The 20,257-nt window shown below is 67.6% G+C and carries 21 protein-coding genes; 15 read left to right on the top strand and 6 right to left on the bottom strand.

The features are described from left to right. Nucleotides 1-6: 6 nt before the first annotated feature. A complete protein-coding gene (locus ACYVLJ_RS01210) occupies nucleotides 7-867 on the bottom strand; it encodes an SDR family oxidoreductase (protein ID WP_460437468.1) in 861 nt (286 codons plus the stop codon). 51 nt (nucleotides 868-918) lie between these two features. Between ACYVLJ_RS01210 and ACYVLJ_RS01205 the strand changes: the two genes are divergently transcribed. Next, nucleotides 919-1,488 carry a TetR/AcrR family transcriptional regulator gene (locus ACYVLJ_RS01205; protein WP_460437467.1) on the top strand — a complete coding sequence of 190 codons (570 nt, stop codon included), beginning with the start codon at nucleotides 919-921 and terminating at the stop codon, nucleotides 1,486-1,488. Here the strand turns inward: ACYVLJ_RS01205 and ACYVLJ_RS01200 are convergent. Both ACYVLJ_RS01200 and ACYVLJ_RS01195 read right to left on the bottom strand, forming a co-directional pair. After that, nucleotides 1,485-1,985: a hypothetical protein gene (locus ACYVLJ_RS01200; RefSeq protein WP_451967926.1), complete on the bottom strand. Its 501-nt coding sequence runs from the start codon at nucleotides 1,983-1,985 to the stop codon at nucleotides 1,485-1,487. The two genes, ACYVLJ_RS01205 and ACYVLJ_RS01200, sit on opposite strands and share 4 nt — an antisense overlap. 46 nt (nucleotides 1,986-2,031) lie before the next feature. Further along, nucleotides 2,032-2,622 (bottom strand): SACE_7040 family transcriptional regulator, encoded by a 591-nt coding sequence (locus tag ACYVLJ_RS01195; RefSeq protein ID WP_451967923.1) that lies wholly within the window; start codon nucleotides 2,620-2,622, stop codon nucleotides 2,032-2,034. A gap of 195 nt (nucleotides 2,623-2,817) precedes the next feature. On the opposite strand from ACYVLJ_RS01195, the gene ACYVLJ_RS01190 reads away from it, so the two are divergent. From ACYVLJ_RS01190 to ACYVLJ_RS01175, 4 genes are all read left to right on the top strand, one after another. Continuing rightward, nucleotides 2,818-3,588 (top strand): SGNH/GDSL hydrolase family protein, encoded by a 771-nt coding sequence (locus ACYVLJ_RS01190; RefSeq protein WP_451969800.1) that lies wholly within the window; start codon nucleotides 2,818-2,820, stop codon nucleotides 3,586-3,588. A gap of 127 nt (nucleotides 3,589-3,715) precedes the next feature. Further along, the gene (locus ACYVLJ_RS01185; protein ID WP_460437466.1) at nucleotides 3,716-5,329 is read left to right on the top strand and encodes a carboxyl transferase domain-containing protein; all 1,614 of its coding nucleotides are present in this window, start codon (nucleotides 3,716-3,718) and stop codon (nucleotides 5,327-5,329) included. 2 nt (nucleotides 5,330-5,331) lie between these two features. After that, nucleotides 5,332-7,317 carry an acetyl/propionyl/methylcrotonyl-CoA carboxylase subunit alpha gene (locus ACYVLJ_RS01180; protein ID WP_460437465.1) on the top strand — a complete coding sequence of 662 codons (1,986 nt, stop codon included), beginning with the start codon at nucleotides 5,332-5,334 and terminating at the stop codon, nucleotides 7,315-7,317. Beyond that, nucleotides 7,314-8,468, top strand: coding sequence for an acyl-CoA dehydrogenase family protein (locus ACYVLJ_RS01175; RefSeq protein WP_460437464.1), 1,155 nt, complete (start codon nucleotides 7,314-7,316; stop codon nucleotides 8,466-8,468). The genes ACYVLJ_RS01180 and ACYVLJ_RS01175 overlap by 4 nt, the downstream gene beginning before the upstream one ends. Before the next feature lie 48 nt (nucleotides 8,469-8,516). Here the strand turns inward: ACYVLJ_RS01175 and ACYVLJ_RS01170 are convergent, their stop codons facing one another. Genes ACYVLJ_RS01170 through ACYVLJ_RS01160 form a run of 3 tightly spaced genes read right to left on the bottom strand, consistent with a single transcriptional unit; the run spans nucleotide 8,517 to nucleotide 10,759 of the window. Continuing rightward, a complete protein-coding gene (locus ACYVLJ_RS01170; RefSeq protein ID WP_460437463.1) occupies nucleotides 8,517-9,899 on the bottom strand; it encodes a hypothetical protein in 1,383 nt (460 codons plus the stop codon). After that, nucleotides 9,896-10,231: a hypothetical protein gene (locus ACYVLJ_RS01165; RefSeq protein WP_451967917.1), complete on the bottom strand. Its 336-nt coding sequence runs from the start codon at nucleotides 10,229-10,231 to the stop codon at nucleotides 9,896-9,898. The genes ACYVLJ_RS01170 and ACYVLJ_RS01165 overlap by 4 nt, the downstream gene beginning before the upstream one ends. Before the next feature lie 15 nt (nucleotides 10,232-10,246). Next, the gene (locus ACYVLJ_RS01160) at nucleotides 10,247-10,759 is read right to left on the bottom strand and encodes a YbaB/EbfC family nucleoid-associated protein (protein ID WP_460437462.1); all 513 of its coding nucleotides are present in this window, start codon (nucleotides 10,757-10,759) and stop codon (nucleotides 10,247-10,249) included. Nucleotides 10,760-10,921: 162 nt separating this feature from the next. Between ACYVLJ_RS01160 and ACYVLJ_RS01155 the strand changes: the two genes are divergently transcribed. From ACYVLJ_RS01155 to ACYVLJ_RS01110, 10 genes are all read left to right on the top strand, one after another. Continuing rightward, on the top strand, nucleotides 10,922-11,434 hold the full coding sequence (locus ACYVLJ_RS01155) for a GNAT family N-acetyltransferase (RefSeq protein WP_451967915.1): 513 nt from the start codon (nucleotides 10,922-10,924) through the stop codon (nucleotides 11,432-11,434). A 59-nt stretch (nucleotides 11,435-11,493) separates the two neighbouring features. Next, nucleotides 11,494-12,339 carry an SDR family oxidoreductase gene (locus tag ACYVLJ_RS01150; RefSeq protein ID WP_460437461.1) on the top strand — a complete coding sequence of 282 codons (846 nt, stop codon included), beginning with the start codon at nucleotides 11,494-11,496 and terminating at the stop codon, nucleotides 12,337-12,339. A gap of 103 nt (nucleotides 12,340-12,442) precedes the next feature. Next, entirely contained in the window at nucleotides 12,443-13,504 is a 1,062-nt protein-coding gene (locus ACYVLJ_RS01145; protein WP_460437460.1) for an alpha/beta hydrolase, read from the top strand. Between the two features lie 768 nt (nucleotides 13,505-14,272). Further along, nucleotides 14,273-16,516 carry a hypothetical protein gene (locus ACYVLJ_RS01140; RefSeq protein WP_460437459.1) on the top strand — a complete coding sequence of 748 codons (2,244 nt, stop codon included), beginning with the start codon at nucleotides 14,273-14,275 and terminating at the stop codon, nucleotides 16,514-16,516. A 39-nt stretch (nucleotides 16,517-16,555) separates the two neighbouring features. Then, entirely contained in the window at nucleotides 16,556-17,791 is a 1,236-nt protein-coding gene (locus ACYVLJ_RS01135; protein WP_460437458.1) for a helix-turn-helix domain-containing protein, read from the top strand. 4 nt (nucleotides 17,792-17,795) lie between these two features. Beyond that, entirely contained in the window at nucleotides 17,796-18,353 is a 558-nt protein-coding gene (locus tag ACYVLJ_RS01130; protein WP_460437457.1) for an HFCD family protein, read from the top strand. A gap of 103 nt (nucleotides 18,354-18,456) precedes the next feature. Further along, entirely contained in the window at nucleotides 18,457-18,729 is a 273-nt protein-coding gene (locus ACYVLJ_RS01125) for a hypothetical protein (RefSeq protein WP_372663754.1), read from the top strand. Nucleotides 18,730-18,764: 35 nt separating this feature from the next. Further along, nucleotides 18,765-19,217: a hypothetical protein gene (locus tag ACYVLJ_RS01120; RefSeq protein ID WP_460437456.1), complete on the top strand. Its 453-nt coding sequence runs from the start codon at nucleotides 18,765-18,767 to the stop codon at nucleotides 19,215-19,217. A gap of 246 nt (nucleotides 19,218-19,463) precedes the next feature. Next, a complete protein-coding gene (locus tag ACYVLJ_RS01115; protein ID WP_460437455.1) occupies nucleotides 19,464-19,730 on the top strand; it encodes a hypothetical protein in 267 nt (88 codons plus the stop codon). Then, entirely contained in the window at nucleotides 19,717-19,962 is a 246-nt protein-coding gene (locus tag ACYVLJ_RS01110; RefSeq protein WP_460437454.1) for an AMED_5909 family protein, read from the top strand. Before ACYVLJ_RS01115 ends, ACYVLJ_RS01110 begins: the two co-directional genes overlap by 14 nt. Nucleotides 19,963-20,257 lie beyond the last annotated feature (295 nt).

The raw sequence follows: 20,257 nt of genomic DNA, 5'->3' as shown, positions 1-20,257 counted from the left end.
CGCACGTTAACGCCCGGCCACCGGGAAGTACCGCCGGAGGTTCGCCGCGACGACGCGGTCGAGCACCCGGTCGGGGAGGACGCGCACGAGGCGCGTGATGAGCGCGGCGTCGCGGCCGATGGTGTAGCGCGTGCGCGGCCGTCGCGCGGTGGCGGCCTCGGCGACGATGACGCCGGCCTTGTCCGCCGGCATGCCGTTCCTGGTGTACGCGAGCGACTGCGCGACGACGGCTTCGACGAGCCCGCCGTACCGCTGCCGGTGTTCGGGGTTCATCCGCCCGGCGAGGCCGGTGGCGGTGGCGGCACCGCGTTCGCCCATCTCCGTGTGCACGGCCCCGGGCTCCACGACGACGACCTGCACGCCGTGTGGCGCGAGTTCGCGGCGAAGCGCGTCGCTGACCGCCTCGAGCGCGAACTTCGCGCCGCCGTACGCGCCGTAGGTGGCCATCGCGACCTTTCCGCCGACCGAGCTGATGTTCACGATCCGGCCGCGGCTCGCGTGCAGGAACGGGAGCAGCGCCTGCGTGACGGCGACCTGTCCGAACAGGTTGACGTCGAACACCCGCCGCCACTCGTCGAGCGGGAGCGCTTCGACCGGCGCGTTGACCGAGATCCCCGCGTTGTTCACGAGTGCGCGCAGCGGCCGGCCGCCGGCGGCGACGCGGTCGGCGAGGGCCCGGACGTGCTCCGGGCGCGTGATGTCGAGGAGCACCGGTTCGATGCCGTCGGCGCGGATCGCGTCGGCGTCGCGCTCGCGGCGGACGCCGGCGAGGACGTGGTAGCCGCGGCGGGCGAGTTCACGGGCGGTCGCGGCGCCCATGCCCGTCGAGGCGCCGGTGACGACGACGATTTGGTGTGACGTTGTCATATGAACCACTGTCCGGGTTTCGTGTGACACTGTCAACTACACTGCGGCGTCATGGTGACCCGAGCCGAAACCGCCGCGGCGACCCGGGAGGCGCTCGTGCGCGCCGCGTCCGAGCTGCTCGACGAAGGCGGGCCGGACGCCGTGACGCTCCGCGCGGTCGGCGCCCGCGCGGGTGTTTCGCGCGGCGCGCCCTACGGCCATTTCGAGGACAAGGCGCATCTGCTGACCGAACTGGCCGTCAACGCCTGGAACGCCCTGGCGGACGAAGTCGGCGACCTGCGGGCCGCCACGCCGAGCGCGCGCCTGGAGCGGGCCCTGCTCGCGCTCATCGCGGTGGGCCGGCGGCAACCGCACCTGTACGCACTGATGTTCAGCACACCGGTGGCCGGCGACCCGGTGGCCGCCGAAGCGGCGAGCCGCGTCGAAAGCGTCTACTTGGCGCTCGTCGCCGACCTGGTCGGCGAGCGCGACGCCCGGCGCTACGGCGCGCTGCTGATGTCGAGTGCGCACGGCATCGCCGGGCTCGAGCTCAGCGGTCACCTGGCGAAGGAGAAGTGGGAGGTCGACGGCGACGAGCTCGTGCGCACGCTGGTCGCCGCGATCCGGGCCGGGACCGCCTAGTCCGACACCGCTTCCGAGATCCACGGCGCCACCGGCAGGTCGCGGTCCAGGCACTCGACCGACAGCCGGATCGTCCACCGCAGGGCCTGCAGCACCAGGCTGTCCACCTCGTCCGGCGCCGCGCTGGCCAGCGCGATCTCGACCTGCTCCTGCGCGGCCTCGGTGTTGCCGTGGACCTCCGCCAGCAGGGTCCGCACCGCGGTCCGCACCGGCGGGTCGGCCTGGTCGATCGACACCTCTTCGCCGTCTTCGTCGAAGACCTGGACCTTCACCGGCGCGCTGCCGCCGTCGCCGAGGGTGGAGACCATCGCGCTGCATTCGCCGAACAGCAGCAGCATCAGCGCCTTCGTCTCGTCCGCGCGGGCCTGCGGTTCGACGGCCGTCGGCGCGACCTCGACGAGGGCTTCGGCGTCGTCTCCGAGGCTCAGCGCCGTCAGCGCGCGCTGGGCCTTCTCGACGAGCTCCTGCTCGTTCCAGTCCGCATCCACGTGCCCCATCAAACACCAGCGGCGGCGGTCGTGGGGATACCTTGATCCGGGTCGGTCATCCGGCCGCGCGGAGGGCACCCAGCGCGAGCCGGGAGAGCAGTTCGGCGAGTTCCCCGTCACCGAGATGGCGGTTGTACGGGGTCGAGTTGATCAGTCCGAACACGGCGTGTGCCGCCGACCGCGCCTGCCGTTCTTCCAGCTCCGGCATGGCTTCCCGGATCGCGCGGACCCACACCTCGACGTACTGGCGCTGCAGCGCGCGCACCTGCTTGCGGTCGGCGTCGGTGAGGTTCGCGAGGTTGCGCTCCTGGACCGTGATCAGCGCCGGGTGCGCGAGCGCGAAGCCGACGTGGAACGCCACGAGCCCGGCCAGCGTGTCGTCCGGCGAGCCGGGCCTGGCCGCCCACCTCGTGCCGCCGTCGAGCAGGTAGCGGCTGATCGAGTTCAGCATCTCCCCGAGGATCGCGTCCTTGCTGCGGAAGTGCCGGTAGAGCGCCGGGCCGGAGATGCCGACCGCGGCGCCGATGTCGTCGATGCCGACGCCGTGGAAGCCGTGGTGGGCGAACAGCTCGGCGGCCGCGGCCAGGATCTGCTCGCGTCTGCTCGCCTTCTCGCCGTTCACGAGCGGGGTCGGGTTGGCCGGCATCCCGTCATATTAGAGCGGGAGGTTAGCGACCGCTAACACTGTTCCCGCCTTCCGGCGTGGGCCGAGTGGGTTACTTACAGGTAACCAGGGGTTCCTTGTGGGGCCTCAACCTGGTGTGCTTTTGGGGTCGGTTCTGTCACAAAGGAGTGGCCCATGGGGGTTCCGATCCGTCTGTCGCGACGGTTTTTCCTGCGGTTGAGCACGGCCCTCGGGGCCGTAGTCCTGTCCACTCTCGGCGTCGTGGGCACCGCGCACGCCGCCGGGACCGTCTACGCCGCGCTCGGCGACTCCTACTCCTCCGGGGTCGGGGCCGGGAGCTACGGCAGCTCCGGGAGCTGCTACCGCAGCTCGAACGCCTACGGCCAGCTCTGGGCCAACGCCCACAGCGGCACGTCGTTCACCTTCCTGGCCTGCTCCGGTGCCAAAACCGGGGACGTCATCAACCAGGCCAACTCCATCCCCTCCAACGCGAACCTGGTGACGGTCACCGTCGGCGGCAACGACGCCGGCTTCACCGACGTGATCACCACCTGCACCCTCGGCAGCGACTCGGACTGCACCAACCGGGTCAACACCGCGAAGACCTACGTCAACAACACCCTGCCCGCGTTGCTGACCAACACCTACAACGCGATCAAGGCCAAGGCGCCGGGCGCTCGCCTCGTCGTCCTGTCCTACCCGCGCTTCTACACCGTGCCCGGCTCCTGCTGGGTCGGGCTGAGCGACACCAAGCGGTCGGCGATCAACTCCGGCGCCGACGCCCTGGCGTCGGTGACCCAGTCGCGGGCGGCCTCGGCCGGCGCGACGTTCGTCGACGTCCGGCCGTCGTTCGTCGGCCACAACATCTGTTCGTCGGCGGACGACTACCTGCACAGCCTGACCTGGCCGGTGGTCGAGTCGTACCACCCGACCGCGGCCGGGCAGTCGGGCGGCTACTACGCCCCGCTGCGCGGCGCGATCGGCTGACGTCCCCACCGGGAAAGGCCCCCTCGGCGACGAGGGGGCCTTTTCGCGTGCGGCGTCACTGGACACCCACGTTAGCGGTCGCTAACATCGGAGCCGAGGTTAACGACTGCTAACTTCGAGGGAGACCATGGACACGCCGGCACTGGGGACCACCGCTGCCCCGGACAGCGAGGCCTACGCCCGCAACGCCACATCCCACGCGGAGCTGGTCGAAGACCTCCGCAAACGCTTGGCCGCCGCGCGGCTGGGCGGGCCGGAGAAGGCCCGCACCCGGCACGTCGACCGCGGCAAGCTGCTGCCGCGCGACCGCGTCGACACGCTGCTCGACCCGGGCTCGCCGTTCCTCGAACTCTCGCCCCTGGCGGCGAACGGACTGTACGACGACGAGGCGCCGTCGGCCGGGATCATCACCGGGATCGGGCGGGTCTCGGGCCGCGAATGCGTGGTCGTCGCGAACGACGCCACCGTCAAGGGCGGCACGTACTACCCGATGACGGTCAAGAAGCACCTGCGCGCCCAGGAGGTCGCGCTGCACAACAACCTGCCGTGCGTCTACCTGGTGGACTCCGGCGGCGCGTTCCTGCCCAGGCAGGACGAGGTCTTCCCGGATCGTGAACACTTCGGCCGGATCTTCTACAACCAGGCGACGATGTCCGCGCGCGGCATCCCGCAGATCGCGGCCGTCCTCGGCTCCTGCACGGCGGGTGGCGCGTACGTCCCGGCGATGAGCGACGAAGCCGTCATCGTCCGCAACCAGGGCACGATCTTCCTCGGCGGGCCGCCCCTGGTGAAGGCCGCGACCGGCGAGGTCGTCACGGCCGAAGAGCTCGGCGGCGGCGACGTCCACGCGCGCCAGTCCGGCGTCACCGACCACCTGGCCGACGACGACGCGCACGCGCTGCGGATCGTCCGGTCCATCGTGTCCACGCTGGGCCCGCGCACGCCGCGGCCGTGGGAGGTGCTGCCGACCGAGGCACCGGCCGTCGACCCCGCCGAGCTGTACGGCGTGGTGCCGACCGACCCGCGCACGCCGTACGACGTGCGCGAAGTCATCGCGCGGATCGTCGACGGCAGCCGGTTCGGCGAGTTCAAGAAGGAGTACGGGTCGACACTGGTCACCGGGTTCGCCAGGATCCACGGCCACCCGGTGGGCATCGTCGCGAACAACGGCGTGCTGTTCGCCGAGTCCGCGATGAAGGGCGCGCACTTCATCGAACTGTGCGACAAGCGCTCGATCCCGCTGCTGTTCCTGCAGAACATCACGGGCTTCATGGTCGGGCGCGCGTACGAGGCCGGCGGCATCGCGAAGCACGGCGCGAAGATGGTCACCGCGGTGGCCTGCGCGCGGGTGCCGAAGTTAACGGTCGTTATCGGCGGCTCGTTCGGGGCCGGCAACTATTCGATGTGCGGCCGGGCGTACTCGCCACGGTTCCTCTGGATGTGGCCGAACGCGCGGATCTCGGTGATGGGCGGCGAGCAGGCGGCGTCGGTGCTCTCGACGGTCCGCCGTGACGCCATCGAGGCCCGCGGCGGCGAATGGTCCACCGAGGACGAAGAGGCGTTCAAGGACCCGATCCGCGAGCAGTACGAGGCGCAGGGCAGCCCGTACTACTCGACGGCGCGGCTGTGGGACGACGGCGTGATCGACCCGGCGGACACCCGCACGGTGCTCGGCCTCGCGCTCTCGACCGCGGCCAACGCACCGCTTTCCGATGTCAACTACGGCGTCTTCCGGATGTGATCATGTTCGACTCAGTGCTGGTAGCGAACCGCGGCGAGATCGCCGTCCGCGTCATCCGCACGCTGCGTGCGCTCGGCATCCGGGCGGTCGCCGTCTACAGCGACGCCGACGCCGACGCGCGGCACGTCCGCGAAGCCGACACGGCGATGCGCATCGGCCCGGCCGAAGCCGCGCGCAGTTACCTCTCGATTCCGGCCATCGTCGACGCCGCCAGGGCGTCGGGCGCGCAGGCCGTGCACCCGGGCTACGGCTTCCTGGCCGAAAACGCCGAATTCGCGAAGGCCTGCGAGGACGCCGGGCTGGTGTTCATCGGCCCGCCGGTCGCGGCGATCGAGGCCATGGGCGACAAGATCCGCGCCAAGGCGACGGTGTCGAAGGCTGGGGTCCCCGTCGTGCCCGGCGCGTCCGATGTGGACATCCCCGAGGGCGGGTTCGCGGCCGCCGCGGCGGAAGTCGGCTATCCGCTGCTGCTCAAGCCGTCCGCCGGTGGTGGCGGCAAGGGCATGCGGCTGGTGCACGCGCCCGAGGAGCTGGACGCGGCGATCGAGTCCGCGCGGCGCGAGGCCAAGGGCTCGTTCGGCGACGACACGCTCCTGATGGAGCGGTTCGTGACGACGCCGCGGCACATCGAGATCCAGGTGCTGGCCGACGAGCACGGCAACGTCATCCACCTCGGCGAGCGCGAGTGCAGCCTGCAGCGGCGGCACCAGAAGATCATCGAAGAAGCGCCGTCGGTGCTTCTCGACGAGGCCACCCGCGAGAAGATGGGCACCGCCGCCGCCGAAGCGGCGCGCTCGGTCGGGTACGTCGGCGCGGGCACCGTCGAGTTCATCATGTCGGCGAAGAACCCCGACGAGTTCTTCTTCATGGAGATGAACACCCGGCTGCAGGTCGAGCACCCGGTCACCGAGCTCGTCACCGGCCTCGACCTCGTCGAGTGGCAGGTCCGGGTGGCGGCCGGGGAACACCTGACCGTCAACCAGGAAGACGTCGTCCTCAATGGACACGCCGTCGAAGCGCGGGTGTACGCCGAAGACCCGGCGCGCGGGTTCATCCCGACGGGCGGGACGGTGCTGGCGGTGCACGAGCCGTCCGGCGACGGCGTGCGCGTCGACTCGTGGATGACGCGCGGCGCGGTGATCGGCTCGAACTACGACCCCATGCTGGCCAAGGTCATCGCCTGGGGCCCGGACCGCGCGTCGGCGCTGCACCGGCTGGACCGGGCCCTCGCCGACACGGCCTTGCTGGGCGTCGGCACCAACACCGCGTTCCTCCGGGGGCTCCTGGCCGATACCGATGTCCGCGAAGGCCGGCTCGACACCGAACTGGTCGACCGGCGGCTGTCCGATCTGGTCTCTTCCGGTGTGCCGCCGGAGTTCTTCGTCGCGGCCGCGTTGGACCGTTTGCTGGAGCTGCAGCCGACCGGGTCCGTCGTGGACCCGTGGGACGTGCCGGACGGCTGGCGGATGGGCGGCTCCGGCGGGGTGACGTTCCGGCTGAAGTCCGGCTCGGCGCGTGCCGCGGTCCGGGTGCAGGGCACGCCGTCGGCCGCGACCGTCTTCGTCGACGACGGCGAGCCGGTCGAGGTCTCGGCCCGCCGCGACGGCGACGTGCTCGAAGTCCGGCACGCCGGCGGCTTCCACCGCTACCGCCAGGCCTGCGGTCCGGACCGGACGGTCTGGCTGGCGCGTGACGGCCTGAGCTTTCCCTTCGGGGAGCAGGAATTCGTGCTCTCGTCGCGCGGCGAGACCGCGGGGGCCGGGCCGGTCACCAGTCCGATGCCGGGCACGGTGCTCGTGGTGAAGGTCGCGGCGGGTGACGTCGTGAAGGCCGGAACACCCTTGCTGGTCGTCGAAGCGATGAAGATGGAACACACCGTCACCGCGCCGATCGACGGCGTGGTCAGCGAACTGCCCGTCCGGACCGGCCAGCAGGTCGCGCTCGACGAAACCCTAGCCGTAGTTTCGCCCCAAGAGGAGCAGCAGTGATCGACTTCCGCCTGGACGAGGAGTACGAGGCCCTCCGCAAGACCGTCGAGGACTTCGCGCACGCCGAAGTCGCGCCCGTGATCGGCGAGCTGTACGAGAAGGAAGAGTTCCCGTACGCGATCGTCGCCAAGATGGGCGAGATGGGCCTGTTCGGTCTGCCGTTCCCCGAAGAGTTCGGCGGCATGGGCGGCGACTACTTCGCGCTGTGCCTGGCCCTGGAAGAGCTGGCGCGGGTCGACTCGTCGGTCGCGATCACCCTGGAGGCCGGCGTTTCGCTCGGCGCGATGCCGATCTTCCGCTTCGGCACCCAGGAGCAGAAGGAGAAGTGGCTCCCCGAACTGTGCGCGGGGACGGCCTTGGGCGGCTTCGGCCTCACCGAGCCGGGCGGCGGCTCGGACGCGGGCGCGACGCGCACCCGGGCCTCTTTGGACGGTTACGAGTGGGTCGTCAACGGCAGCAAGGCGTTCATCACGAACTCGGGCACGGACATCACGCGCCTGGTCACGGTCACGGCCGTGACGGACGTGATGGAGAACGGCCGCAAAGAGATCTCGGCGATCCTCATCCCGTCCGGCACGCCCGGCTTCGAGGTGGCGCCGAAGTACTCGAAGGTCGGCTGGAACTGCTCGGACACCCACGAACTGTCCTTTTCGGACGTCCGGGTCCCGGCGGAGAACCTGGTCGGCGTCCGTGGCCGCGGCTACGCGCAGTTCCTGTCCATTTTGGACGAAGGCCGCGTCGCGATCGCCGCGCTGTCGGTGGGCTTGGCGCAGGGGTGCGTCGACGAGTGCCTGCAGTACGTCAAGGACCGCGTCGCGTTCGGCAAGCGGATCGGGGAGTACCAGGCGATCCAGTTCAAGATCGCCGACATGGAGGTCCGCACGCACACCGCGCGCCTGGCCTACTACCAGGCCGCGTCGAAGATGCTGCGCGGCGAGCCGTTCAAGAAGGAAGCCTCGATCGCGAAGCTGGTGGCCTCGAACGCGGCGATGGACAACGCGCGCGACGCGACGCAGATCTTCGGCGGCTACGGCTTCATGAACGAGTTCCCGGTGAGCCGCTTCTACCGCGACGCCAAGATCCTCGAGATCGGCGAGGGCACGAGCGAGGTCCAGAAGATGCTGATCTCGCGCCACCTCGGCGTCGCCTGAAACCACGAAGGGCTCCTCACCGGCCGGTGAGGAGCCCTTTCGCGCGGCTCACTTCGGTTGCTGCTGTTCCTTCTTGTCTTCCTCTGCCCAGGCGGCCTCCGCCTGCATCTGGATGTCGGTGAGGCCGCGGTCGACCTGCACGATGTCCTTGCCGGCCCAGCCCACGAAGTTCTTCGAGCTCTTGGCGTCGGAGAGGGCCTTCAACATCGGGTAGTAGTCCGGGGCCTTCGCCTTCAGCCAGTCGTCGACGAACTTCATCTTCTTGTAGCTGTCGCCGAACTTCGTCTTCAGCCAGTCCTCGTGCTTCTTGATCGTCGAGATGTCGTGGTCGCTCAGGTGCGACTTCGGCGGCGTCGGCTTCGGCGGGGTGGCCGGCGGGGGCAGCGGGCGCGAGAAGTTCGGCGTGGTGCCGTCACCCGGGGGCCGGGTGCTCGGCGTCGCGCCCCCACCCGGTCCGTCGTGGGTGACCGCCGTTCCCGGCGGGGGCAACGGCCGCGAGAAGTTCGGGGTCGTGCCGTCGCCCGGGGGCCGGGTGCTCGGCGTCGCGCCACCGCCGCCGGGACCGTCGTGCGTGACGGCGGTGCCGGGCGGCTTCGGCAGCGGCCGCGAGAAGTTCGGCACGCCGCCGCCGTGCGGGGGCAGGTTGCTCAGCTCGTGACCGGCGCCCGAGGAGCCCGGCTTCCCCTTGACCAGCTTCGAAAGCCCGGTGAGCCGGCCCAGCGTGCGACCGGCGTAGGCGACGACCTTGGCGAGCTTCGCCATCATCGCCGCGACCTGCACCGAGACCGTCGCGACGCACTTGGTCACGCCGACCGCGATCGACGCTCCGAAGGTGGGGATGGCCAGCGCGAGCGCGATCAGCATCGTGGAGATGATGTCGCCGAGGATCGTCGTGATGATGTCGCGCAGCAGCGAGCGGACCGCGCCGATCAGGGCCCCGGTCGTCTCGACCATGTAGCCGGCGACGTCGGCCGCCTTGGCGTTGGCGTCGATCCAGCCCTTGCGGTCGTTGATCGACTTGAGGAAGCTGTCGTAGCCCTTGCCCTGCCACTGGGTGATCGTCGCCTTGAGCGTCTCGTCCAGCTCGGTGCTGGTGTTGCGCAGCGATTCACCGATCTTGTGCAGCTCGTTGGCGACCTTCGTGACCTCGGACGGGTTGCCCGCGACCTGGTCCAGCGGCCACTTCAGGAACGAGACGTGCTCGATCAGCCAGCCCAGGCCGGCCGCGATCAGCTTGGCCAGCGGGTCCATGGCGAACGCGACGGTGTCGAGCACGGCGCTGACGACGTTGACGCCCAGCTCGACGCTGACGGCCGCGAGGTCGCCGCCGTGCTCGGTCTGGACCTTGCCGATCGAGTCGCCGACCTGCTTCCAGCTGTCGAAGACGCCGGCGCCCGTGGTGGAGTTCGCGGACGTGATGGGGACGGTCACTTGCCCAGCTCCGTTTCGAAGGTGCTCAAACCCTGCGCCGTGTTCGAGTCGTGGGTCGAGTACGTCTCGGCGGCCTTCTTGACGTCGTCGGCGGACTTGCCGATGTCCCCCACGAGCTTGGTGATCTCTCCGGTGATCACGCCCATCGTGATCCGCGAGGGCACGGCGAGCACCTGGGCGAGCAGGATGCCGAACGCGGCGTTGTCGAACCCGTTGGCGGCCTGCATCCGGTTCGCGGCGTCCTGCACCGCCGGTTGCGTGGTGCCGGACAGGAACTGGCTGAACTTCTGCAGCTCGGCCGGGTCGACCGAGAAACCTTCTCCGGAAACCACCGGATCTCCTCCGTACTACCAGGGGTTGCTTTCGCCCTCGTCCTCTTCCGGCGCGGGCCGGGGGCGACGGCGCGGCGGGCCTTGCTGCGGCGGCGGGCGGTGCGGCGGCGCGGGCGGCCGGTCTTCGGCCTCCTGCTCCGGCATGAACACGTCGCTCTTGCCCGGGGGCGGCGGCGTCTCCGGTTCGGGCTGCGGCAGGAACTCGTCCAGCAGTTCGCGGGCGGCCGAGCTCTCGCCGACCATGCCGCCGAACGCGTCGGCGACCTGGGCCGAGACCTTCTGCTGCGCCCGGCCGACCAGCTGCATCACCATTCCGGCCAGGGCGTGCGGCGGCCGCTCGTACGCGCGGGGGCCGAACCGGAGGTCCTGCAGCACGCCGCTCGGGCCGACCGTCACCGAGACCGCGCCGTCCGGTGACTGCGCGCTGGCGGTGGCCGACTGGAGCCGTTCCTGTGCGGCTGCCGCTTTTGCCTTGATTTCTTCGAGTTCGACGGTGAACGCGGCCAACGGATCGCCGTCGGGAGGCACTGACTGAGTCAATTCGTCCTCGTCGCGAGAGAGGTGGGGAACGGACGAAGTCAATCAGCGCTCCTTGAAGCTCGGATGAAGCGAACCGAGCCGCGGGCTGAACGAGGCGTGGATCGCCGAAGTCGGCCCGCGCGTACCCCCGTATGCGGTAAGACAGGGCACATGGAGAACATCGTCATCCGTTCGGGTGATTCCGGGGACGTCGAGACGTTGCTCGGCTTCTTCGACGAAGCCGTCGAATGGCTGGTCGCGCGGGGCAGCGCGAAGCAGTGGGGGACCGAGCCGTGGAGCCGCGTCCCGAGCCGCGTCGAACGCGTCGAAGGCATGGCCGCGGACCCGGGCCTGCGCATCGCGATGGTCGACGGCGAGGCGGCCGGCGCCTTGATCGTGTCGGAGGAGCACGACCCGCACGTGCCGCCGGTTGACGAGCGTGAACTGTACGTCCGGTTGCTGATCACGTCGCGGCGGTTCACCGGGCGGCGCGTCGGCGGGCGGCTGGTCGAGTACGCGCTCGACGAAGCGCGGCGGCGCGGCATCGACCTCGTGCGCGTCGACTGCTGGGCGGGCGGCGACGGCGCGCTGCAGCGCTACTACGAGAGCCAGGGCTTCAAGCCGACAGTGCGGTTCCACGTCGAGGAGTGGGTCGGGCAGGTGCTGGAGCAGCGCGTGGGGTAGCGCGATCGCGAGCCAGGGGTGACACTGTTGACGGGTTGCCAACAGACGAAGGAGTCGCCATGGCCGAGAAGCTCGCGGGCAAGGTCGTCGTCATCACCGGCGGCGGGCAGGGGATCGGCGCGGCGACCGCGTCGGCACTGTCCCGGCTGGGCGCGAAGGTGGTGATCGGCGACCTCGACCAGGTCCGGGCCGAGAAGACCGCCGGCGAGCTGGACGCCGAGGCGCTCCCCTTGGACGTCACCGACATCCGCGGCTTCACCGAGTTCCTCGACGAGGTGGAGCGCCGCCACGGCCGCATCGACGTCCTGATCAACAACGCGGGCATCATGCCGCTCTCGCACCTCGAGGAGGAGAGCGACGCGACGACCCGGCGTCAGCTGGAGATCAACGTGCACGCGGTCATCCACGGCACGCGCGAAGCGATGAAACGGATGCGGCCGCGGCGGTCCGGGCACATCGTGAACGTCGCCTCGTTCGCCGGCAAGGCAGGGTTCCCGGGCGCGGCGACTTACTGTGCGACCAAGCACGCCGTGGTCGGATTGTCCGAAGCGGTGCACCTGGAGCTGCACGGGTCGGGTGTGCACGTTTCGTGCGTGATGCCCGCGATCGTGCGGACCGAGCTGGCGAGCGGCCTCGGCGAAGCGAAGCTGTTCAAGTCCTCGCGCCCGGAAGATGTGGCCGATGCCATCGTATCCACGCTGCGCAAACCTCGTTTCGACGTCTACGTGCCCCGGTCCGTGGGAACTATGGGCAAGCTCACCCGCCTGCTGCCGCGGCGGGCGGGCGAAGTCCTCGCGCGGGCGTTGAAGGCGGACCAGCTTTTGGCTTCAGCGGCCCATTCCCCGGCTCGCGCGGACTACGAGGCGCGCGCGGCGGAAAGCGCGCCCGGGGCGGGCACGGAGTAACTCGGACGGCCTAGCGAGTGTCCGATTTGGACGTGGGCGGTGTTGAGTCCGCCGGTGGTACCCGGCAAGATTGACGGGAATCGACGTCCAGGAGGCTCGAACAATGGTTTCACCGCCCGCACGGCTGGCCGCCGCGGCTTCGAACGTGGTCGGCAAGGTGCTGCACGGCGGTGTCGCCGACCTGCGCCCGATGCCGCGGGTGCTGATCGACCAGGGCCCCAACCGCTCGGTGTACCGGATGACGCACAGCAGCCGTCCGGTGTCCGGGCCGCCGATCCTGCTGGTGCCGCCGCTGGCCGCGCCGGCGATCTGCTTCGATCTGCGCCGCGGCTGCAGCCTCATCGAGCACCTGGTCGAGGGCGGCCGCAACGCGTACCTCGTCGACTACGGCATGGTCGCGTTTTCGGACCGCCGCCTGGGCATCGAGCACTGGATCGACGAGGTCCTGCCGCGCGCGATCCGCAAGGTGAGCGCGGACGCGGGCGGGCAGCCGGTGCACCTGGTGTCGTGGTCGCTGGGCGGGATCTTCTCGCTGCTGGTGAACGCGGACCAACCGGACCTCCCGATCGCGTCGATCACGGCGATCGGCTCCCCGGTGGACTTCACGGCGATCCCGATCGTCGCCCCGTTCCGCCCCCTGGTGGACCTGACGGGCGGCCACCTGCTGACCCCGATTTACCGGGCCTTCGGCGGCGCACCGTCCTATTTGGTCAGCCGGGTCTTCCGCGCGACGGGCATCAGCAAGGAAATCACGAAACCGATCGCGATCCTGTCCCACCTCGACGACCGCGACTACCTGGCCCAGATCGAAGCGGTCGACCACTTCATGAGCAACATGTACGCCTACCCGGGCCGCACGTTCGGCCAGCTGTACCACCGCCTGTTCCGCACGAACGACCTGGCGGAGGGCAAGGTGGACCTGAACGGCCGCATCATCTCCCTGTCCTCGGTCCGCGTCCCGACCCTGGTGGTGGCGGGCGAAAACGACACGATCGCCCCGAGGCCCTCGGTGGAGCGAGTGGTGGAGCTGCTGGACAAGGCCCCGGAGGTCCGCTTCAAGACCGCCCCGGGCGGCCACCTGGGCGTCCTGACGGGCCGCAAGGCCCGCGGCACGACGTGGCGCTACTTGGACGAGTTCCTGGACGACCAGCTCGCCACATCCTGAAAGCCGTGAAGGCCACCTTGAGGGGTCAAGGTGGCCTTCACGGACTTACTTGAGTTCCGCGGAGGTCTTGCCGAGGACCCGGCGAGCCACGATCAACTGCTGGATCTGTTGCGTCCCCTCGAAGATGTCCAGGATTTCTCAGCCGGTTTTCCTCGACCTCGTGATCTTGGGCGAAAACCGCCTCTGCGCTGCGCTGATGCGTCTCGTTAGTTCTCGTCGTCTGTCGCTGCTCCCGGGCCTCTGACGGCCTGGAGACGGCCTGGCGGACCAGCCGCACCTACCCCTGCATCCCGATACGAAGCCAGCACGCGGCCGGTGGTGCCGGGTCAAGACACGCTTCACCGTCTTGACGCGGTGCTACCGGCCGTTGTCACGATCAGGCGTCGGGATGGAGGTCCCTCACGACGGTGCGTAACGGAGATCGAGTCACGAACGACCCGAATGGCACAAGCGCTCGTGGAGGGAGGCCGACGTTGGCTCGGAGGACCAGTGTGCCGCCGCCGCGCGGCGCTGCGCCAGGTAACCCGCTGGCGGCCGCACCGCCCGGCCGGCGGGCGGAGCGGAGCGGCAGCCCGCCGTGTCGGAAGCGGATGCGGCCGCCCAGGCGAGGGGCTACGTAGGCGACAGGCGCGCCGCGGCGGCGGCGCGCCCTTGATCCCATAGAGCCAAGTTCGGCAACACCTCTGGGGGCATCTTGCCGCTGAGTGGGTGAAGATATTTCGTTGATGTTGAAACGATAGTTAGATTAGCTTTGTGAGGACGTCGCAGATGAGCATCACGACCGAGCGTTTTGCGCTTGCGCTGAAGAATCTTGACCCCACGCAGTGGCGGCCGTTCGAACGGCTGGCGACGGTCTTCCTGGCAGATGAATTTCCCAACATACGACCAGTTAGTGGTATGTCCGGGGATGGCGGCGCTGATGCTCTCCTATTTTCAGTGGAAGATGATCCTTCGACGCTAGTTCAGTACTCAGTTCGCGTGGACTTTGCGACGAAAATATCGGAGACATGCAAGCGTATCAAGGATACGTTTCCAAACGTCAAAGTGTTAGTGTATGTAACAAACCAGCCGATTGATTCAAAGAGTGTGGAGCTTCGTCGGACTGCTCGCGCAAAGTACGGTATTCACCTCGACCCGCGCGGCTTGGACTGGCTTATTTCGGTGCGCAACGAGAGTTCGGCTTCGATGACTGAGGCTGAAGAGTTGGCCAGGCTAGTCGTTGATCCTTTAATTGTCGAACCAGATAACCTTATCAAGCGACAAGCGCAAGCTTTGGATGACACTGAAGCGAAGGCAGCCTTCGTATATTTAGGGTTACAGTGGCAAGACGACAGTCGTGAAAAGGGATTGACGAAAGTTTGCTTCGAGGCGATTGTTAGATCTGTACTTCGCGACACTGATAGCGATAATAGACTAACTCGGAATAAAGTCTATGAGATGGTGTCGTCTCTTCTGCCGGGTCATCACGAGCGAATCCTGCAGGAGCAAGTTGACGGTGCGCTAGGCAGGTTGAATAAGAAATACCTGCGGCATTGGCAAAAAATCGACGAATTTTGTCTCACTTGGGCTGAGCGTGTTCGACTGGCTAATCGCCTAACGGATCTTGAGGTGCAGGATTCCGCCCTGCGAACCCACTTGGCCGCGGCGCTAACTACTTCCGCGTCTGAATCTGGCGTCGACATAAAGCAAGCAGATCTTGATGAATTGATCGATTCCTGCCGAGCTATGATCGAAAATGTTCTCTTGAGTCGCGGGGAAGCTTTCGCGATTGCGGTGTCGCGTGATCAAGGTGCCGACGTCAAGCCCGCTGATATCGAAGCAGTTGTTTCTGACGTGGTTACTAAATCTGGGAAGCAGCCTTTGCTCCCCGTTCATGTGATCGCCGCTACACTTCAGACTCTTCTGGTCTCGCCGCCTCCGGACGTGCGGGTTTATTTGAGAAGCCTTGCGGACACGTACACTCTTTTCTCCTTCATGAGGGAGACTCCGGATGTGCAGTCGGCCGTTGTGAAGATATTCGCGGAAGGCGATATTTGGTTGGACTCATCTGTTGTCTTGCCGCTTTTCGCTGAAGAGTTGCTTGAGGAAGATCAGCGCGCGCATTCGGAACTTTTGGCGGCCGCCAAAGAGTGTGGCCTATCTCTGCGGGTTACCGACGGTGTAATCGAAGAACTGGCTACACATATTCGTCGTTGCCGAACGTATTTCCGGGCCATCTCGCGCGAGGGTGCCCACGGTTCAATACCCTTCCTTTTCAATGCTCATCGACTTGCAGGCCGCGAGGATTCTGATTTTGAGAATTGGTTAGAGAATTTTTGCGGTAAGGTTGAGCCGGAGGTGGATATTGCCGAATATCTCGCAGAGGAGCATGGTATTGAAAATGAATCGCTGACTGATTTTGTTAATCGGGCTCCTGTGGAGTTGCGCGCAGCTGTCGCCGAAGTGTGGTACCAGAGTCGGGAGCATAAAGAACGTCGGCAGGCCGCTTTGGGTATACCTGTTATGGATGCGACGACGCGCGATCGTCTGGTTAACCACGATGTGGAGAACTATGTAGGCATTGTTATGCGAAGGCAAGAGCGGCGTGAGAATCGATCAGCTTTCGGCTATAAGAGTTGGTGGCTAACGCTCGACCGAACAGCGTTTAGGGTTCGGGATAAGATAGCCGGAGAAATCGAAGGTAAGCCTCCTGCTACCCCTGCTATTAGTCCAGACTTCATGCTCAACTATCTTGCAATAGGGCCAGTGCGGAAGCGAGCTGGTCAGAAGACCGCTAATCTACCCTTGATGTTGAACATGTCGGTTCTTGACGCGGTTCCAGAGGATCTTCTAGTTCTCGCGGATGAGCTTCGTTCGAAGCTGGCAGATCTTCCGGCCCGAGTGGTAAGGCGAAAGATTAGGGAGACGCTAGAAGACGCGCGTCGATTGCTCGGTCCGAAAGGAAACGCTGGAGAGGTCGGGCTTACTGATGAGATCAAGGTAAAACTGATCGCTGCTGCCCGTGCTCGATGAAGTAGATTTGTACTGAGGGGACGCTGCTAGTCTGTAGCCATGCGTGGTGCGGGTGACCAGCTCAGCATCGGTGAGCGGATCGCGTTCTACCGGCGGCGGCGTGGGCTGTCGCAGGCGGTGCTTGCTGACTTGGTGGGCCGTACCGAGGACTGGTTGAGCAAGATCGAACGCGGTGAGAGGGATATCCGCCGGCTGGACGTGCTGGCCGACCTCGCGCGGGCGCTGCGGGTAACTCTGGGTGACCTGCTCGGCGAACCTGTGCTGATGGAAGAGCAGGACAAACACGACGACGTCCCGGCGATCAGGGATGCGCTGATGGCTCCCCGCCGGCTGTCGCGGACGCTGTTCGCCTCGGCCATGTCGCCCGAGTACATCGATCCGCAGCCGGTCCGTCAGCTGGTGGAAGGTGCTTGGTCGAGCTACCAGAAGGGTGACCTGGGGCGCGTCGTCACCGCCCTGCCCGGCCTGATCAAGACCACGCAGGCGATGGAAGCTGCCTCGGCGGATGATGCCGGGTACAAGCGGGCCTGCGCGGCGATCTCGGCACGTGTACACCACCTGGCCGCGACCACGCTGAGCAAGATCGGTGAGGCCGACCTCGCCTGGATCGCGGCAGAACGCGCCATGCAGGCGGCAGACGACTCCGATGATCCGCTGGTCCTGGCATCGGCCGCCCGGTCCGGCACACACGCGCTCTTGGCCGTGGGCCGGTTCGATGACGCGCTTGAGCTGGGCGACGTCGCGGCGAAATGGCTGCTCCCGAGGATGGCCGAGGGTGACCCGGCCGCGCTGAGCCTGTACGGGATGCTCTACCTGCGCACGGCTGTCGCGGCGGCGCGACACCAGGACCGAACCACAGCGAACGACCTCCTTGGACATGCGAAAACCGCCGCTGACCAGCTGGGCGTGGACGCGAACTACTGGCAGACCGGGTTCGGGCCCGCCAACGTCGAGCTCCACCGGCTGTCCGCCGCCCTGGACCTCGGCGACGTCAACCAGGTGATCGAGACTGCCCCGCGCGTCAATGTCGACCACCTGCCCGTGGAACGCCAGGTCACGCACCTGATCGACTTCGCCCGCGCGTTGAGCCTGCTCGCAAAGGACGACGACGCCCTTCAAGTCCTCCTGGAGGCCGAGCAGAAGTCGCCGACCATCGTCCGGCACAACACGATGGTGCGGGAGGTCGTGCGGTCGATGTACCGGCGTGCCCCGGCGACGGCTGGCAAGTCTTCGGCGCTGCTTGCGCTGGCTGAGCGCTGCGGCGCGGTGAGGTAGTCGGATGTCTCGTGTTCTCGGGCTGGTCGCCTCCGGGGCCGGCGGTGTCGAAGACCTGCTTCCGCGTCTGATCAAGCCTGCCCAGGAAGCGGGCTGGACGGTCGCGGTCACCCTGACGCCCACCGCTGGCCGCTGGCTGGCTGAGACCGGGCAGCTCGACGAGATCGAGCAGGCCACCGGCTACCTGGTGCGGGTCGAGCCCCGTTCGCCGTCGCAGAAGAGCCCGCACCCTGCCCCGAGCTGCTACCTGGTGGCGCCGGCCTCGGCGAACTTCGTCGCGAAGATGTCCCTCGGCATCGCCGACAACCAGGCATTAACGCAGGTCAACGAGGCGATCGGGACGTTGAACCTGCCGGTGATCGTGTTCCCGCGCGTCAACGCGGCCCACGCGCGTCAGCCGTTCTGGTCAATGCACATCGAGAACCTGCGGCGCGTCGGCGTGGATCTGCTCTACGGTGACGACGTCTGGCCGCTGCATGAACCGCGGTCCGCTCCTGGCCGGGATCTGCCCTGGTCAGCCATGCTGGACGCGATCGAGACGGCCGTTCCTGCCGACCGCTAGAACCGACCCGGACAGTTTGTCCGGGTGATCTCTCCCACCCGGGTGTCTCCTGGTCCCAGCGCGCCCAATCGGACGCGCGGAAGCCGAGACATCGGGAGAGCACATGGGCATTCACGTGGTGATTCAGCCCCTCGTCGGATACGGCGCTGCCGTCGTGTCACCTTCCCCGGGAGTCCGCCAACTGGTGGCCGGGGGCGATGAAACCGCGATCATGATCCAGGTACCGGCTCGGATCGGCGGCCTGATGGATACCGCGCGCTTCGCGCGGAGCCTCGCCGTGGCCGCGAACGAGTTCGGCGAGTGGTGCGAGACGCAGAACCGCACGCGCACCTACTCCTCTCCTGTCGGCGACCAGTGGTCGGAAGAGCGCGACTGAGCGCCAGAAACCCATACGAGCAAGGGGAATTCAGCATGGCTATCGATAAGGGACACCGCTTCGGCATCGACTTCGACGACGCGTTTCCGCAGGGCTTGGTGATGGTGGGCGAGGTGTCGCCGGACAACGAATACCAGTCGCGTGAGGACCGCGCCGCGAACCGTCCAGTGCGGCAGCGGGTCGACGAGATCACGGGTAAGCGGCAGTGGAAGGTCATGGTCACCGACCCGGCCGAGACCCGGGCGAAGCGGGCCTCGTTCGAGATCACCCTTCTCGCCGACGTGCAGCCGGTGCCGACCACCTCGGAGGCGCTGCCGGGCATGCGGCCGATCGAGCTGGACGGCCTGACCGCCGAACCGCGCGTGGCGGGGCAGGGTGAGTTCAAGTACCAGTCCTACGTGTTCCGCGCGACCGGCTTCAAGCAGGCCACCAGCAACGCGAAGCCGTCCCGGTCCGGTGGGGCCAGTGAGACGGCGAAGGCGGCGTGACAGGGATGGGCTTCCGCGAGCGGGTCGAGGCGTGGGAGCAGGCGTATCGGGACTACATGGCCGCGTGGGAACACGGCCGTGCGGTGCTGTCACCGGGGAGTGCGACGAACACGGCGAATGCTGCTCGGCGGGTGTCGCGGGCGTGGCACGAGCTGGCGCAGGTGCGCGGGTTGCCGTGGTGGTGTGTGGCGGCGCTGGAGTCGGCGGCCGAGGGGTTCGCCGACTTGGCCCGGGAATGGGAACAGCATGACGGCGACGTGGGACGGGCTGGGGCTGCGCTGGACGGTGGGCGTGGGTACCGAGGTGACGGTGGAGGAGACCGGGACGGGCGCGTCATCTCCGCCGGTCCTGGTGCTGGCTGGTGGGCTGTGCGTGGTGACGCTGGTGCCGCCGGAGGACCAGACCGCGTGGCCGGGTTGCGCGGTGTTCCTTCGCCGGCTCCGCGACCACGCCGAGGACCTGGCGGCGCTGCTGGAAGCCCGCGCGGAGAGGCGTGATCATGCGCAGGGGTGAGCCGAAGACGTTGCGGGACGCTCACGAGGTCGTGATGGACCGCCGGCCGCCGATCGATGCGAACCCGTCGGTGTGGCTGGCGTTCCGCCTCGGCAACGCACGGCTCTATAAGGCCGTCGCGGACGTCGACCGGGGGCACCATCACGAGGCGTTGTACTGGGCCGGGTATGAGGAGCGGAAGGCGGGTGAGATCTCGGCGGAGCTTCAGGCGGAGGGGACGCCTGCTGATTAGTCGCATGTAGACGACGGAAAAGTCAACAGTATAAGCGAAAAACGCGCGCTCCGACGTGCGGCGATGAAGCACGTCCTGTTGCGGGGGCGTGTGATCCGTTAAGGCGCAGAAGCGGTGCCTGGCTACCAACCTTGCCGCTCCTGCGCTGTCCACAACCAGCGGAAGTGAACAATGACAACGCTAAACGACGACAACCGGCGAGCGTCAACGGGGGTCACCCGAACGCGCTGCGCCTCCTGCAAACGCTTCGCCAAACTCCTGCCCGGCGAGACCAAGTGCGCTCCCTGTCTGGGAA

The sequence above is a fragment of the Amycolatopsis stemonae genome, from assembly GCF_054781455.1.
This window is presented reverse-complemented; position numbering and strand designations above follow the sequence as displayed.

What these genes read in the sequence shown, in the direction of transcription:
- ACYVLJ_RS01210 (WP_460437468.1), bottom strand. Translation starts at nt 867, where the DNA reads ATGACAACGTCACACCAAATCGTCGTCGTCACCGGCGCCTCGACGGGC.
- ACYVLJ_RS01205 (WP_460437467.1), top strand. Translation starts at nt 919, where the DNA reads ATGGTGACCCGAGCCGAAACCGCCGCGGCGACCCGGGAGGCGCTCGTG.
- ACYVLJ_RS01200 (WP_451967926.1), bottom strand. Translation starts at nt 1,985, where the DNA reads ATGGGGCACGTGGATGCGGACTGGAACGAGCAGGAGCTCGTCGAGAAG.
- ACYVLJ_RS01195 (WP_451967923.1), bottom strand. Translation starts at nt 2,622, where the DNA reads ATGCCGGCCAACCCGACCCCGCTCGTGAACGGCGAGAAGGCGAGCAGA.
- ACYVLJ_RS01185 (WP_460437466.1), top strand. Translation starts at nt 3,716, where the DNA reads ATGGACACGCCGGCACTGGGGACCACCGCTGCCCCGGACAGCGAGGCC.
- ACYVLJ_RS01180 (WP_460437465.1), top strand. Translation starts at nt 5,332, where the DNA reads ATGTTCGACTCAGTGCTGGTAGCGAACCGCGGCGAGATCGCCGTCCGC.
- ACYVLJ_RS01155 (WP_451967915.1), top strand. Translation starts at nt 10,922, where the DNA reads ATGGAGAACATCGTCATCCGTTCGGGTGATTCCGGGGACGTCGAGACG.
- ACYVLJ_RS01150 (WP_460437461.1), top strand. Translation starts at nt 11,494, where the DNA reads ATGGCCGAGAAGCTCGCGGGCAAGGTCGTCGTCATCACCGGCGGCGGG.
- ACYVLJ_RS01145 (WP_460437460.1), top strand. Translation starts at nt 12,443, where the DNA reads ATGGTTTCACCGCCCGCACGGCTGGCCGCCGCGGCTTCGAACGTGGTC.
- ACYVLJ_RS01140 (WP_460437459.1), top strand. Translation starts at nt 14,273, where the DNA reads ATGAGCATCACGACCGAGCGTTTTGCGCTTGCGCTGAAGAATCTTGAC.
- ACYVLJ_RS01135 (WP_460437458.1), top strand. Translation starts at nt 16,556, where the DNA reads ATGCGTGGTGCGGGTGACCAGCTCAGCATCGGTGAGCGGATCGCGTTC.
- ACYVLJ_RS01130 (WP_460437457.1), top strand. Translation starts at nt 17,796, where the DNA reads ATGTCTCGTGTTCTCGGGCTGGTCGCCTCCGGGGCCGGCGGTGTCGAA.
- ACYVLJ_RS01125 (WP_372663754.1), top strand. Translation starts at nt 18,457, where the DNA reads ATGGGCATTCACGTGGTGATTCAGCCCCTCGTCGGATACGGCGCTGCC.
- ACYVLJ_RS01120 (WP_460437456.1), top strand. Translation starts at nt 18,765, where the DNA reads ATGGCTATCGATAAGGGACACCGCTTCGGCATCGACTTCGACGACGCG.
- ACYVLJ_RS01115 (WP_460437455.1), top strand. Translation starts at nt 19,464, where the DNA reads ATGACGGCGACGTGGGACGGGCTGGGGCTGCGCTGGACGGTGGGCGTG.
- ACYVLJ_RS01110 (WP_460437454.1), top strand. Translation starts at nt 19,717, where the DNA reads ATGCGCAGGGGTGAGCCGAAGACGTTGCGGGACGCTCACGAGGTCGTG.